At 53.6% G+C, this 13,329-nt stretch carries 12 protein-coding genes, 3 tRNA genes and 3 pseudogenes; 7 read left to right on the top strand and 11 right to left on the bottom strand.

Translation table 11 applies throughout. The features are described from left to right. Positions 1 to 8: 8 nt before the first annotated feature. Entirely contained in the window at positions 9 to 803 is a 795-nt protein-coding gene (locus AC5JPW_RS15190; RefSeq protein ID WP_494241615.1) for an ABC transporter ATP-binding protein, read from the top strand. Beyond that, positions 790 to 1,536 carry an IucA/IucC family C-terminal-domain containing protein gene (locus AC5JPW_RS15195; protein WP_494241616.1) on the top strand — a complete coding sequence of 249 codons (747 nt, stop codon included), beginning with the start codon at positions 790 to 792 and terminating at the stop codon, positions 1,534 to 1,536. The genes AC5JPW_RS15190 and AC5JPW_RS15195 overlap by 14 nt, the downstream gene beginning before the upstream one ends. A gap of 73 nt (positions 1,537 to 1,609) precedes the next feature. Here AC5JPW_RS15195 and AC5JPW_RS15200 read toward each other — a convergent pair. Then, positions 1,610 to 1,685, bottom strand: a tRNA-Asn gene (locus AC5JPW_RS15200). Positions 1,686 to 1,691: 6 nt separating this feature from the next. Between AC5JPW_RS15200 and AC5JPW_RS15205 the strand changes: the two genes are divergently transcribed. The 3 genes from AC5JPW_RS15205 (at position 1,692) to AC5JPW_RS15215 (ending at position 3,495) form a co-directional block, all read left to right on the top strand. Next, on the top strand, positions 1,692 to 1,784 hold the full coding sequence (locus tag AC5JPW_RS15205) for a DUF5951 family protein (RefSeq protein ID WP_494241618.1): 93 nt from the start codon (positions 1,692 to 1,694) through the stop codon (positions 1,782 to 1,784). Between the two features lie 69 nt (positions 1,785 to 1,853). Beyond that, a complete protein-coding gene (locus tag AC5JPW_RS15210; RefSeq protein ID WP_494242364.1) occupies positions 1,854 to 3,308 on the top strand; it encodes an EmmdR/YeeO family multidrug/toxin efflux MATE transporter in 1,455 nt (484 codons plus the stop codon). A gap of 111 nt (positions 3,309 to 3,419) precedes the next feature. Beyond that, positions 3,420 to 3,495, top strand: a tRNA-Asn gene (locus AC5JPW_RS15215). Positions 3,496 to 3,553: 58 nt separating this feature from the next. Here the strand turns inward: AC5JPW_RS15215 and AC5JPW_RS15220 are convergent. The 8 genes and pseudogenes from AC5JPW_RS15220 to acuR all read right to left on the bottom strand — a co-directional run bounded on the left by AC5JPW_RS15220 (position 3,554) and on the right by acuR (position 10,347). Next, complete coding sequence (locus AC5JPW_RS15220; protein ID WP_494241620.1) at positions 3,554 to 4,303, bottom strand: EAL domain-containing protein; 750 nt, start codon at positions 4,301 to 4,303, stop codon at positions 3,554 to 3,556. Between the two features lie 20 nt (positions 4,304 to 4,323). Next, positions 4,324 to 4,947, bottom strand: coding sequence for a LuxR C-terminal-related transcriptional regulator (locus AC5JPW_RS15225; RefSeq protein WP_494241622.1), 624 nt, complete (start codon positions 4,945 to 4,947; stop codon positions 4,324 to 4,326). A 333-nt stretch (positions 4,948 to 5,280) separates the two neighbouring features. Further along, the gene (locus tag AC5JPW_RS15230) at positions 5,281 to 5,556 is read right to left on the bottom strand and encodes a M24 family metallopeptidase C-terminal domain-containing protein (protein ID WP_494242365.1); all 276 of its coding nucleotides are present in this window, start codon (positions 5,554 to 5,556) and stop codon (positions 5,281 to 5,283) included. Continuing rightward, a pseudogene (locus tag AC5JPW_RS15235) lies at positions 5,545 to 6,262 on the bottom strand (M24 family metallopeptidase); the annotation flags it as partial. The pseudogene AC5JPW_RS15235 and the gene AC5JPW_RS15230, both read right to left, overlap by 12 nt. Further along, a complete protein-coding gene (locus AC5JPW_RS15240; RefSeq protein ID WP_494241624.1) occupies positions 6,223 to 7,053 on the bottom strand; it encodes an aminopeptidase P family N-terminal domain-containing protein in 831 nt (276 codons plus the stop codon). The pseudogene AC5JPW_RS15235 and the gene AC5JPW_RS15240, both read right to left, overlap by 40 nt. Further along, positions 7,046 to 8,530: an AMP nucleosidase gene (locus AC5JPW_RS15245; RefSeq protein WP_494242367.1), complete on the bottom strand. Its 1,485-nt coding sequence runs from the start codon at positions 8,528 to 8,530 to the stop codon at positions 7,046 to 7,048. Before AC5JPW_RS15245 ends, AC5JPW_RS15240 begins: the two co-directional genes overlap by 8 nt. 136 nt (positions 8,531 to 8,666) lie before the next feature. After that, a complete protein-coding gene (gene acuI, locus AC5JPW_RS15250; protein ID WP_494241626.1) occupies positions 8,667 to 9,644 on the bottom strand; it encodes an acrylyl-CoA reductase (NADPH) in 978 nt (325 codons plus the stop codon). Further along, positions 9,641 to 10,347, bottom strand: a pseudogene (gene acuR, locus AC5JPW_RS15255) (acrylate utilization transcriptional regulator AcuR). Before acuR ends, acuI begins: the two are co-directional and overlap by 4 nt. 192 nt (positions 10,348 to 10,539) lie before the next feature. On the opposite strand from acuR, the pseudogene ldtA reads away from it, so the two are divergent. Further along, positions 10,540 to 11,476 (top strand): annotated as a pseudogene (gene ldtA, locus AC5JPW_RS15260) (L,D-transpeptidase). Positions 11,477 to 11,576: 100 nt separating this feature from the next. Here ldtA and AC5JPW_RS15265 read toward each other — a convergent pair. Together AC5JPW_RS15265 and AC5JPW_RS15270 are read right to left on the bottom strand one after the other, a co-directional pair. After that, complete coding sequence (locus AC5JPW_RS15265; protein ID WP_494241628.1) at positions 11,577 to 11,765, bottom strand: YjfB family protein; 189 nt, start codon at positions 11,763 to 11,765, stop codon at positions 11,577 to 11,579. A gap of 186 nt (positions 11,766 to 11,951) precedes the next feature. Continuing rightward, positions 11,952 to 12,027, bottom strand: a tRNA-Asn gene (locus AC5JPW_RS15270). Positions 12,028 to 12,375: 348 nt separating this feature from the next. Here AC5JPW_RS15270 and nac point away from each other — a divergent pair. Beyond that, a complete protein-coding gene (nac, locus tag AC5JPW_RS15275; RefSeq protein WP_494241629.1) occupies positions 12,376 to 13,293 on the top strand; it encodes a nitrogen assimilation transcriptional regulator NAC in 918 nt (305 codons plus the stop codon). Positions 13,294 to 13,329: the final 36 nt, after the last annotated feature.

The following is a 13,329-nucleotide window of genomic DNA, read 5'->3' on the forward strand; positions in this document are numbered from 1 at the left end:
GGGAAAATGTGTCTCTCTCAACGCAAAAGCTGAGCATCAGCTACCAACAGCGGCAGGTGATCGATTCGCTGGATTTAGCCCTGCCGGCGGCAAAGGTGTCGGTGCTGATTGGCAGTAACGGCTGCGGTAAAAGCACGCTGTTAAAAGCCATGGCGCGTCTGCTGGCGCCACAGTCAGGTACGGTCATTCTTGACGGTACGGATATTCACGCTAGCAACACGGCGCAAATTGCCCGAAAACTGGCTATTTTGCCGCAAACTCCCGTTGCCCCGGAGGGCATCACCGTGCGTCAACTGGTGAGTCTCGGGCGTTTCCCCTATCAGAATTGGCTACGCCAGTGGTCTGAGGAAGATGAACAGCAGGTGGATGATGCACTGCGTTTGACCGGAACGGTGGCTTTGCAGCATCGCCCGGTGGATGCGTTATCCGGCGGGCAGCGCCAGCGGGTGTGGATAGCTATGACCCTGGCCCAGGCGACGCCAACCGTACTGCTGGATGAACCCACCACTTACCTCGACCTGGCGCACCAGATAGAGATCCTCGAACTGTTGCGAGGGCTGAACCGGCAGCAGGGCAAAACCATTGTGATGGTTCTGCACGACCTGAATCTGGCCTGCCGCTACGCCGATCATCTGGTGGCCGTGCGTGAGGGCAGGGTTTATGCGCAGGGCGCACCGCAGGAGGTGATGACCGAAACGCTGGTCAAAGACGTGTTTAACCTGCACTGCCGGATAATAGATGACCCCTTCTTCCATACGCCGCTGTGTATTCCTTTCCCGGGAGAGTTGCATGCTGACGGATGAGGAACGTCTGTATCTGCACAACGCCTTTCGACTGCGTTCACTTTCTGAGGCCGATGTGCGCAGCGTAGCGGGTGGTGACTTGCGGGATGCGCAAGCCTGCCGCGTGTTTCTGGAACGGGTGATGCCACTTACCGGTGCGCCGGATTTGGCCATTGCTGCCTCGCTGTTCGCCAAGAGAGTGGCATTTCTGGCGTCCGGCAATGTGCTTTATGCGATGAGCGTGTTTGATAAAGGTTTGCCGTTATCGCTTAACACAACGCGACTGGAGTATGCGCACGATAACGGTTTGTGGACGTCGTCGCTGCCGGTCGACGTTATCACGACAAGCTACGCCCCCGGCTCGCGCGATGCATGGCGAGAAGGCATCGTCAGTGCGCTATTCAAAGCGTTCTTCGCACCGTTATGGCAAAACCTGTCGCAGGTGAGTGGTTTGCCGGAGCAAATCCTGTGGGAAAACACCGCCGTGCGGGTCTATTCGTTATACCAGGGGCGGATGGAAGGGCTTAACGCGGAGCAGGAGATGCGCCAGCAGGCGGATTTTGACTGGTTGCTTGAAGAGGCCGACCCGGCACTGTTTGGCCTGCCGTGGAACCCGCTCAAGCGCTTTCGTCGACCTCTGCAAAAAGATGCGAAGGGCAAGATGGTGCGCTTTCGTCGCACCTGCTGTTTTTATTACAAAGCGGTGCAGCCCGTGGAGTATTGTCACAATTGCCCGTTGTGCAAGGCGACGTAGTTTTATGCTGGGGCTTTTTTAGCCCCAAAAGCAAAAAGCCTGCTTAAGTTTCCTTAAGCAGGCTTTTCAAATATGGCTCCTCTGACTGGACTCGAACCAGTGACATACGGATTAACAGTCCGCCGTTCTACCGACTGAACTACAGAGGAATCGGTGTGGAGTCGTATCTTAGCGGCGAAAAAACTTTTGTCAAACCTCATTTCCCCGGGAGTTGTGCAACTGCCGCAAATCAAGGCAGTTTGCTGTAATTACCTACAATTTTTTGGAAATGCTTTGCAGGATCAGCTTTTCTCCCCCATCATTTGAAATGAAGTTTCATCTTTCTCTCTCTAAGGTCAATTTTGAACGTCGTCGCCCCTATACGCCAGGCCGTCATGCGCACGCCATGGTACGCCAAACGCAAGAGCTACAAAGTCCTCTTCTGGCGAGAAATCACCCCGCTCGCTGTACCTATCTTCCTTGAAAACACCTGCGTCCTGATGATGGGCGTGCTCAGCACCTTCCTGGTGAGCTGGCTCGGTAAAGAAGCCATGGCCGGGGTGGGGCTGGCAGACAGCTTCAATATGGTGGTGATGTCATTCTTTGCGGCTATCGATCTGGGGACGACCGTCGTGGTGGCCTTCAGCCTCGGCAAGCTTGATAAACGCCGGGCGAGGGCGGCAGCGCGTCAGTCATTGGTGATCATGACGTTGTTTGCCATTTTGCTGGCGGCGGTCATCCACTACTTCGGTTCGCAAATCATCGACTTTATTGCCGGTGCGGCGACACCGGAGGTTAAAGCCCTGGCGTTGACCTACCTCGAACTTACGGTGCTGAGCTACCCGGCGGCCGCTATTACGCTGATTGGCAGTGGTGCGCTGCGTGGTGCAGGGAACACGAAGATCCCGTTGCTGATTAATGGCGGCATGAACATCCTCAACATTATTATCAGTAGCATGCTGATTTATGGGGTCTTCTCCTGGCCGGGAATGGGTTTTGCCGGCGCGGGGCTCGGGCTGACTATCTCCCGTTATATTGGCGCGGTGGCGATTATCTGGGTGCTGATGATTGGCTTTAACCCGGCGCTGCGTATCACCCTGAAAAGTTATTTCCAACCGCTGAACTTCGCGATTATCTGGGAAGTCATGGGGATCGGCATTCCGGCCAGTATCGAATCCGTGCTGTTTAACGGCGGCAAGCTGCTGACGCAGATGTTTGTGGCAGGGATGGGGACTAACGTTATCGCCGGGAATTTTATCGCCTTCTCGATCGCAGCGCTGATCAACCTGCCGGGCAATGCCCTCGGGTCAGCGTCCACCATTATCACCGGCAAGCGGTTGGGCAAGGGGCAGAGGGGGCAGGCCGAACGGCAGTTGCGCCATGTGTTCTGGTTATCGACCATTGTCCTGACGCTCATAGCCTGGAGTACTGCACCCTTTGCCGGGTTGCTGGCCTCGTTTTACACCCATGAAGAAGATGTAAAAGAGGTGGTTAAGACGCTGCTTTGGCTCAATGCTGCGTTTATGCCTATCTGGGCGGCATCCTGGGTGTTGCCAGCGGGCCAGAAAGGTGCACGTGATGCCCGTTTCGCCATGTGGGTGTCGATGCTCGGTATGTGGGGCTGTCGCGTCGTGGCAGGCTACACGCTCGGGATTATGCTCGGGATGGGGGTGGTCGGTGTCTGGCTCGGGATGGTACTCGACTGGGCGGTGCGCGGCGTCCTCTTCTACTGGCGTATGGTCAGCGGCCGTTGGCTGTGGAAATACCCAAAAGTGCGACACGATCAAACGTAACCGCTTCATTTTCCCACAGAGTGGAGAATAAATCGGCAAACGATCGCTTTTGTGAAAACAGCCTTTGACAAGGGCAGGAGGCATCGTTAATATGCGCCTCGTTCACACGATTCCTCTGTAGTTCAGTCGGTAGAACGGCGGACTGTTAATCCGTATGTCACTGGTTCGAGTCCAGTCAGAGGAGCCATATTTGAGAAGCCTGCTTAGGGAAACTTGAGCAGGCTTTTTGCTTTTCAGCGTCCAGCTCAGGCGGTGGATTCGCCGAGTAAGGCCCGTACGCCATCTATCGACACCGCTTTTGAGAAATACCATCCCTGTACGCGCGCGCGCGGAAAGCGCTTTGCAAGCCATGCCAGCTGCGTCTGCGTTTCCACCCCTTCAAAAATGAGTGGATAGGGTGCCTGGTAAAGTGAGTCGCACATCACCCGTGCATCAGTGTTGTCGGTGGCAAACAGATGATGAGTCATAGCCCGGTCGATTTTGACCTCAGAAACCGGCAGGCTGCGTAGTCGCTCGACGTCAGAACAACCTTTACCAAAGTCATCCAGTGCAAGGCGAAAGCCTTTCTCTGCAAGCGTCACTGCACCCTTATTAAGAGCCATAAGATCGTTGCAGGGCATTTCAGTGATTTCCAGCATGATGGAAGAGGGAGAGAGCTGTTGCTGTGCTAGCTCAGTAATGAGCAGGTTCTTAAATGAAACTGAAATAAGATCCGCGGGATTGAGATTGAGACTTAAAAAAAGCGTATGTGCTTTAATTATTTCGCGCATCTCTGAAATTGCCTTTTTAATGACATAGGCTGAAACGGAATGCATTAATCCATTTTTAGTCGCCAAAGCCACTACTGTTTCAGGGCAGACGTGGCCGAAATATGGATCACGCCAGCGCAATAATGTTTCAAACCCTACGATCTTTTCGGTAAGTATAGAATAGACAGGTTGGTATTTAAGATTAATATCATCAGTGTGGAGCGCATGATTGAGTCGACAAAGCATTTCAGACTCCATAATAAGAATCAGTATTTTCTTTTATGGTACTGGGCGATGAAGTCATAGAGTTCCAGTTTATTGTTAAGATTGAATTTATTCATAATGTTCTTTTTATGGCTTACGGCGGTTTTATAGGTGATGCCAATTTGTTCAGCAATATCCTTCATATCGAGGCAGGTGTTAAGACCGTAGGCGACCTTTTCCTGGGTTAAGGAGAGGGCTCTGTAATTACACTTAATGCAGGAGTAAGAATTCTTACTTGCGCTTTTGCAGTTCTCACGGCCAGTCGTATCGCCACGCAATGCCTTGACCAGTGCCTGATAGACGTCATCTGGACTTGCCTTCTGTGAGAAAAAACAGGCATTCTTTATACAGTCCGGCAGGCTACGTTTTTCGGGAAGAGTCTCACTACCCACAAAGATAAATGTCTTAACCGATTTCTTTCTGTTGATTAAATCTTTAAAGCACAGAAGGTACTCTCCCGCGCAGACGGTCATGAAAATAAAATCCGCTTTATGTATATTCTCTGCACTGAAATCAAACGTCACAAAAGGTGAGGGAATATTACACTCTTTAATGGCGCTATGAATTAAACCGACAATACCCTTAGCGAAGAGTGGATTGTTATCAATATTTATAAGAAAATTCATTCCCTTGAAAATCTCTGGGCATCCTGGTATTAGCCCGTTTATTTTATCGATCTGAACAAAACAAAAGCAATAAAACTCTTGCTGGCAGAGTGAAAATAAGAATTAATCAATTTGGCTTAGGAAAAATCCTAATAATATTAGGCTAAAGGCCAAGTATAACGCAAGATAACAATAGCACACGGCGGGTAAGGCTATGTCAAGAAAGGTATTTCATTGCAGATTGTATGAGCGGCAATATTGTCTGGGCCGTGGGGAAATTAAACGGATTTTTGCCAGAATGAGAACGTCTAATTAACCCTGTAGCGCCAGTGCGTTACAGGGTTGTGTCGAGTATTAACCGTTAAAAGGTTCGGTGGCGGCCAGAAGCCAGGTGCGCGCCTCACTCTCTACCAGAGGAAGCAGCGTTTCTCTGACCAGACTGTGATAATCGTTGAGCCACGCGATTTCCTGCGCCGACAGAAGTGAACCATCGACCTGACGTAAATCAATCGGTACCAGCGTTAGTGAGCGGAAACGGCAGAAACCCGGGCGACTTTCCACCACTTCAACCTGGTTTTCGATGCGAATACCATAGTGGTCTGCCAGATAGTATCCCGGCTCGACGGTCATGATATTCCCGGCAACCAGCGGCCACGGGTTCACTTTTTTGGCGATGCGCTGCGGCTGTTCGTGGATCAGCAACTGGTGCCCGACACCGTGCCCGGTACCATGGTCAAAATCAAGCCCCAAATCCCACAGTGCGCGGCGGGCGAAGGCATCAATTTGATGGCCCTGAGTGCCGCTCGGGAACTGTAGGGTCAGCATCGACAAAAAACCCTTCAATACGGCGGTATAGTGCTGTCGGTGGTCGGCAGAGAGTGCCGCAAAAGACAGCGTACGTGTTGCATCGGTCGTACCGTTGCTGATACTGACCACCGGAATCATTCAGGTAAAAATTGGCCTGGGTGATCGCGGTGTTAGTGGCCTCACTGGAGTGATAGTGGCACATCGCGGCATTACTGGAAGAGGCTGAAATCGTACTGAAACTTTGCTGAATAAACCCCGGCTGCAGCTGGCGGAAACTCAGCTGCTTCTCCTGGGCCTCCAGTTCTGTCAATGGCTGGCCTGAAGCCTCGCGGGCCGGCGCTTCGCTGGCAATCCACGCCAGGAAGTTAACCCATGCAGCGCCATCCTGGCGATGACTCTCCCGGTAGCCTTCTAACTCAACCGTCGTTTTTATGCGCTTTGATGAAGGTAATCGGGTCGGCCTGCCAGAGGATTTCCCCGCCATGCTGTTCAATGGCAAATCGCAGCGCGACCGGCGCACCATCGGCATCCAGCAATCACCTTTTTACCCGGCGCAATTTGCTGGCAGTGGGGCAGGAAGTTCTGCCATGTGGACAGGCGCAGCGACGATTTTAGCGTCCCGGAAAGGTTATGGGTTTTCGCGTGATCGACAAACCACTCGATTTCGCCATCGCGGCTCAGCAGGGCAAAAGAGTGTGCGACCGGGTTCATCGCCACGTCCGAACCGCGAATGTTCAGCAGCCATGCGATGTTATCTGGTTGGGTAATTGCCAGCAGATCCGCGCCTTTTTCGGCCAGCACTTTTGCAATGCGCAGACGTTTGTCGGCACTGCTCTCACCGCTGATGTCGATCGGCATTTCGTGAATGGCTCCGCACGGCGGTGCCGGGCGATCCAGCCAGATGGCATTAAAGGGATCTTCACTCAGTGCGACCAGTTCACAGTGGGTGGCATCAAGAGCAGTGAACTGACTGTTGACCATCAGCATTGGTTCGAAAGCAATACGGCTGCCCGCAGGCAGAGAGGCATTAAGCCACTCGGGCAGCGGTTCGTTATGCAAGTGGTGGATTTCAAAATCATTGAGATCCACTTCGTTGCGTACCTGTACCTGATAGCGCCCGTCAACAAACATCAGCGCCCGGTCACGCAGGACCAACGCCATGCCTGCAGAGCCGGTAAAACCAGTCAGCCAGGCAAGTTTGTCATCATGGGGTGCGCAGTCTTCGCTCTGGTAAGCATCCGCACGCGGCACAATCATACCGTCGACATCCAGGGCTGCCAGCAAGGTGCGCAGTGCCGCAAGAGGGGTTGGGTTATGCATAAAAATCCTTCTTTATTTTTATTAGCGGAACGGACGGTTCGTTAAAGGTGCGCAGTTTACGTGAATGCAGTCTGTCACCTTCGGCACGCAACAGGTCAATCGCCCGGATGCCAATTTGCAAATGCTCAGAAATGGCCCCTTCGTAAAAGCGGTTCGCCTGACCAGGCAGTTTAATTTCACCGTGTAGCGGTTTATCGGAAACGCACAGCAACGTGCCGTAAGGTACGCGGAAGCGATACCCTTGTGCGGCGATGGTCGCACTTTCCATATCGATAGCCACCGCACGGCTGAGGTTAAAGCGCAGCGCCGAGGCCGAATAACGTAGCTCCCAGTTACGGTCATCGGTGGTGACAACCGTACCGGTACGCAACCGCTGTTTGACCTCTTCACCCGGCATCCCGCTCACCTCTTTGGTGGCGTCATACAGCGCGCGCTGCACTTCGGCAATGCTCGGGATAGGGATATCCGGCGGCAGTACGGCATCTAACACATGATCATCACGCAGATAAGCGTGAGCCAGCACGTAGTCACCAATTGACTGGCTTTCGCGCAGGCCGCCGCAGTGGCCAATCATCATCCACACGTCCGGGCGCAGCACCGCGAGGTGGTCGCAGATGGTTTTGGCATTGGACGGGCCAACGCCAATGTTGATAAGCGTAATGCCCTGACCGTCGGCAGTGATCAAATGCCAGGCCGGCATCTGGTGCTTTTTCCATGCCAGATCCGAGATGGCCTCTTCCGGCGCATTGGTGTCGGCGGTCACCCAGTGGCCTCCGGCGCAGGAGAGCGCCACATACGGGCTTTCCGGGTCAAGGATCTGGCTGCATCCCCAGCGCACAAACTCATCCACATAGCGGGTGTAGTTGGTGAAGAGGACAAACGGCTGGAAGTGCTCCACCGGGGTGCCGGTGTAGTGACGCAGACGGGCGAGAGAGAAATCCACGCGGCGGGCGTCAAAGTGCGACAGCGGATATAGCTCGGTCGGGTGGAACAGACCATCTGCGGTTTCGTCGCCAATCTGTGCCAGTTCGGTGGTCGGGAAGTGGCGGGTTAATCCGGCGCTCATGGAACGGTCAAGGGTTAACTCTGAGCCGTCAATCACGTACGGATAGGGGATCTCATGGGCTGACGGACGGACTTCAATATGCGCACCGTAGTCCTGGCAGAGCAGGGTGAGCTGTTCATGCAGATAGTTGCGGAATAGCGCCGGGCGGGTGACGGTGGTGGTGTAACAGCCGGAGTGGGTAAAGCGAGCGTAGGCGCGGGTTTTTGGTGGATTTGTCGCGCTGCCGTCCCAGCTTACGGAAAGCTCCGGGTAGACAAACAGGCCCTTAATTCTGGCTTCAGGGGTGGGAAGCGAACCGTTTTCAATATAAGTGCCAATGGCATCGCGCAGGTTGTTAACCGACTGATCGTAGAGCGCTTCCAGTTGCTTCAGCGCCTCGTCAGGGGTCAGATTTGCACCCTTATTATTCATCATTCACTCCTTGTTTCACGGGTGTGCGGTTGTGAGCAACAGTATGTCACAGCTTTGTGAAACAAAAAGATATCAGCGTGTTTTAGGAGTGTACTGAGGAACCGGTATGACGAATGCCATACCGGGATGTCACAGATTAGCCGCTGATTTTCACCAGCGTACGGCCCTGGATTTTATTGCTCAGGAAGTCGGCGGCGAAGGCCGGAGCCTGCTCCAGACCGATCTCGGTGGATGCCTGCTGGTAATAGCTTTCCGGCAGGATGCTGGCCAGGCGTTCCCACACGGCACCACGTTCGGCGGTCGGGACCATCACGGAATCCACACCCTGCAGACGCACGTTACGCAGGATGAACGGCATGACCGTGGTTGGCAGGTCGAAGCCGCCCGCCAGGCCACAAGCTGCCACGCAGCCGCCGTAGTTTGTCTGTGCCAGCACTTTTGCCAGCACTTTGCTGCCGACGGTGTCAACGGCACCGGCCCACAGCTGTTTTTCCAGCGGACGGGTTTCTTCGAATTCACTGCGTGGCAGGATTTCATCTGCACCCAACTGACGCAGGAAGTCGTGGGTGGATTCGCGCCCGGTGACGGCAACCACGGTGTAACCCAGCGCTTTGAGCAGGACAACAGCGGTGCTGCCCACGCCGCCACTGGCACCGGTCACGACAACTTTGCCGCTTTCCGGTTTCACACCCGCATTGACCAACGCATCCACACACAGCATGGCAGTGAAGCCAGCAGTACCGATGATCATCGCATTACGTGCGCTGAGCGTTTGTGGCAGGGAGACCAGCCAGTCGCCTTTAACACAGGCCTGAGCGGCCAGGCCGCCCCAGTGGTTTTCACCCACGCCCCAGCCGGTCAGGATAACGGGCTGACCTGCTTCAAAGCGCGGGTCGCGGCTTTCGCTGACGATACCGGAGAAATCGATACCTGGAACCATCGGGAACTGGCGGATGATTTTGCCTTTGCCGGTAATGGCCAACGCATCTTTGTAGTTAAGGCTGGACCAGTCGATGTCGACCAGCACATCGCCGTCGGCGAGGGCAGGCAGGGCAATCTCTTTTACGGCTGCCAGGGTTTTGTTTTCAATCTGTTCCAGAACTAAAGCTTTCATGACTGAGTTTTCCTCGTCTGACTATGATTTTCGGCGTCGGGGCCGTCCTGTGCAGGTGTTATTTTTTAGTAATACTGTGCAAAAAGAATTCCCAGTACTGGTTGAGCGGATCGGCGGACTGGTAGAGTTTTGCGCGCATGACCGCGCCCTCCCAGCCGGACCAGAACACGCGGGCCAGCTTTTCAGGTGAGGCATCCGCAGGGATAACATTCAGAGCCTGGGCCTCGGTAAAACAGCGGGCGACGCGGGTTTCCCACTCATTGAGAATGGCTTTCAGTTGTACGGGGAATTCCTCGGGCAGAAGCGGCGTTTCCTGGAGCAGGTTGCCGACAAGGCACCCACGGCGGAACTGGTATTTCGCCATCCCCTGACCCGCATGGAGAACGAATGCCGTCATCCTTTCGAGCGGCGGCATGTCACTGTTCAGCAAATGCTTGTCTAACTTATGTGCAAAGTAGGTGCCGTATGCGGCAAGTACCGCCAGGCCAAATTCCTGTTTGCTCTTGAAGCAGTGGTAAAACGACCCTTTTGGCACCGCGATGTTTTTGATCACCGCCTCAATACCGGCAGACAAATAACCCGTTTCCGTCAGCACCTCAAGCCCCGAGCGAATCAGCTCCTGGCGGGTATCGATAAACTCGCGTTCGACCTTTGGAGGTCGTCCACGACGGGGTTTTTGTACTGCGAGCATCTCACTACTCATAATTTAGACCGATCGGTTTTAATTGGCTGCAAGCCTACGCTCAATTGTAAAAGGGCACAAGGGGCGAAGAGTGAGGGTGAATTTGTCGGCCTGTTGCTGCGTGGAAAGAACGCCACCTGAACGGCTTAGCGAGAAAATAAGCAAAAACCGCTATGCTTAGCGTACGCCTGTCGCGTCTGAGGAAAGGAAATCATGCGTCGTATGAAACTGTTTTATGGACTTTTTATTTTGTTTGCCAGCCAGAGTGCGCTGGCCGTGAGCTATCCGTTGCCGCCAGAAGGGAGCCGACTGGTGGGAAGTGCGCAGGTGATTACCGTCCCTGAAGGCAATATTCAACCGCTGGAAGCTTTCGCGGCGCAGTACGGACAGGGCTTGAGCAATATGCTGGAAGCCAACCCAGGCGTAGATCCCTTCCTGCCAAAAGCCGGGACGCAGTTAACGATACCTCAGCAAATCATTCTGCCGCCGACGGTCCGCGAAGGGATCGTGATTAATGTGGCAGAAATGCGTCTCTACTATTACCCGAAAGGCGGGAATACGGTTGAGGTTCTGCCGATTGGCATCGGCCAGGCCGGACGAGAAACCCCGCGTAATTGGGTCACTTCCGTAGAACGTAAGCAGGAGGGACCGACCTGGTCTCCGACACCCAATACGCGCCGTGAATATGCTAAAGAGGGCATCACGCTTCCTGCGATGGTCCCTGCCGGGCCGGATAACCCGATGGGCCTCTATGCCATTTACATCGGCAAGCTGTATGCGATTCATGGCACCAATGCCAACTTTGGTATTGGGCTGCGTGTGAGTCAGGGCTGCATTCGTCTGCGTGCTGACGACATCAAATATCTCTTCGACAATGTGCCGGTGGGTACCCGAGTGCAGATTATCGATCAGCCGGTGAAAGCCACCACTGAGCCTGATGGCAGCCGTTGGGTGGAAGTACACGAACCGCTTTCACGCAATCGCGCCGAGTTTGAATCTGACGATAAAGTGCCGTTGCCGATCACTCCAGTCACTGCGTGCGGTGATTAAAGGTGACGGGGTGGATGCTAACCATGCGAATGAGGTTCTTGAACGTCGTTCTGGCATGCCGGTTAACCTCAGTGCGCCAGTCGCTAACCACTTGCTGTAAATCTAAAAACAAAAAAGCCCGCAGATGGTGCGGGCTTGCTGTCATCTTTTTGCCGGATGGTGCTGGACAACTCACGTTGAACGCCATCGGGCAAACCTGACTAGGCGGTGGTATTGATATTACGACCGATTGCCGGGTTAGAAGGCAACTGTGGGATCTGATTAATCAGATCGGTTGCCGCCGTCTCCTGCGCGTCCAGCGCTTTCCTCAGCACCAGCGTACTGACCTGACTGTTTAGCTGGTATGAACTGAGACTGGTAGATAATGATGCGATTTGCGAGCTATCCATTTCGATCATCCTGTTGTTATGAAACAAAAAATCTAACAGCGTGAGGACGGAGCCTCACTTAAGTATCGGCGATTTTGGCAATAACTTTAAGTAAAGGGTAAGGGCGGTTAATCAGTACCTGGAAAAACACGAACGCAGGAAAGCAAAAAGCCCGCTTAAGTTTCCTTAAGCGGGCTTCTCTAAATATGGCTCCTCTGACTGGACTCGAACCAGTGACATACGGATTAACAGTCCGCCGTTCTACCGACTGAACTACAGAGGAATCGTGTGAACGGGGCGGATATTAGCGATGCATCCTGCCCTTGTCAAAGCCTGCAATGCACCGTAGATGAACTGTTTGCTGACTATTTCAGCAATTCGGCGGCGCGCTAAACAGTTCGCCTGAATTTTGCACGCCGGTGTGCACCACGATGAAGCAGAGGAGTCTCTTATGGGGCAATTAACGAAACCTGCGTTTCAGTAATCATATCCAGCTTAAGGGATTAGAATCTCTTATTATCCAGCCTGTTAGGCATAATTGAATCCCTTATCTAAAACTGGCAAGCATCTTGCAACTCCTCCGACAACATGAATGCCCACGGTGGCACTGGTATCCCGAACAGGAGGCAAAATGAACTTAAGACGCCTGAAATACTTCGTAAAAATCGTTGATATCGGAAGCCTGACTCAGGCTGCTGAAGTTCTTCATATCGCTCAGCCTGCGTTGAGCCAGCAGGTTGCCACACTGGAAGGTGAGCTGGATCAGCAATTGTTAATTCGCACCAAGCGCGGCGTCACGCCGACTGAGGCGGGTAAGATCCTCTACACGCATGCACGCACTATTCTGCGCCAGTGTGAGCAGGCACAGATGGCAGTAAATAATGTCGGTCAGTGCCTGCGCGGACAGGTTTCTATTGGGCTTGCTCCCGGCACTGCCGCGTCATCCGTCACCATGCCGCTATTGCAAGCGGTGCGTAATGAGTTGCCGGAAGTGACCGTCTATTTGCATGAAAACAGCGGTGCGGTTCTCAACGACAAGTTGCTTAACGGTCAACTGGATATGGCGGTGCTCTACGAACGTGCGCCGGGTACAGGCATTACCAGCGTGCCGTTGCTGAAAGAAGATCTCTATCTGGTCGGCACGAGAGACTGCCCGGGGCAAAGCGTTGACCTTACGGCTGTGGCGGAGATGAATCTGTTCCTGCCACGTGATTACAGCGCCGTGCGACTGCGCGTGGATGAGGCATTTTCATTGCGCCGCCTGACGGCCAAAATTATCGGTGAAATCGAATCTATCTCCACGCTGACGGCGGCGATTGCCAGTGGAATGGGGGTCACCGTGTTGCCGGAATCTGCGGCGCGTTCTCTGAGCAGTGCGGCAAACGGCTGGATGGCACGTATCACGACGCCATCAATGAATCTGCCCTTATCACTGAACGTCTCGGCACGCGGGTCGTTGTCGCCACAGGCACAAGCGGTAAAAGAAATTCTTATGTCTCTGGTCAGCCGTCCGGCCATTGATAACCGTGAATTACAGTTGGTAAGTTAATCATTATTCCATAACGGAATAAGATGCTGGTTTTTA

The sequence above is a fragment of the Phytobacter sp. genome, assembly GCF_059074235.1.

Coding starts and splice junctions, on each gene's coding strand:
- AC5JPW_RS15195 (WP_494241616.1), top strand. CDS start 790: ATGCTGACGGATGAGGAACGTCTGTATCTGCACAACGCCTTTCGACTG.
- AC5JPW_RS15220 (WP_494241620.1), bottom strand. CDS start 4,303: ATGCTTTGTCGACTCAATCATGCGCTCCACACTGATGATATTAATCTT.
- AC5JPW_RS15225 (WP_494241622.1), bottom strand. CDS start 4,947: ATGAATTTTCTTATAAATATTGATAACAATCCACTCTTCGCTAAGGGT.
- AC5JPW_RS15230 (WP_494242365.1), bottom strand. CDS start 5,556: ATGACCGTCGAGCCGGGATACTATCTGGCAGACCACTATGGTATTCGC.
- AC5JPW_RS15240 (WP_494241624.1), bottom strand. CDS start 7,053: ATGCATAACCCAACCCCTCTTGCGGCACTGCGCACCTTGCTGGCAGCC.
- AC5JPW_RS15245 (WP_494242367.1), bottom strand. CDS start 8,530: ATGAATAATAAGGGTGCAAATCTGACCCCTGACGAGGCGCTGAAGCAA.
- acuI (WP_494241626.1), bottom strand. CDS start 9,644: ATGAAAGCTTTAGTTCTGGAACAGATTGAAAACAAAACCCTGGCAGCC.
- AC5JPW_RS15265 (WP_494241628.1), bottom strand. CDS start 11,765: ATGGATAGCTCGCAAATCGCATCATTATCTACCAGTCTCAGTTCATAC.
- nac (WP_494241629.1), top strand. CDS start 12,376: ATGAACTTAAGACGCCTGAAATACTTCGTAAAAATCGTTGATATCGGA.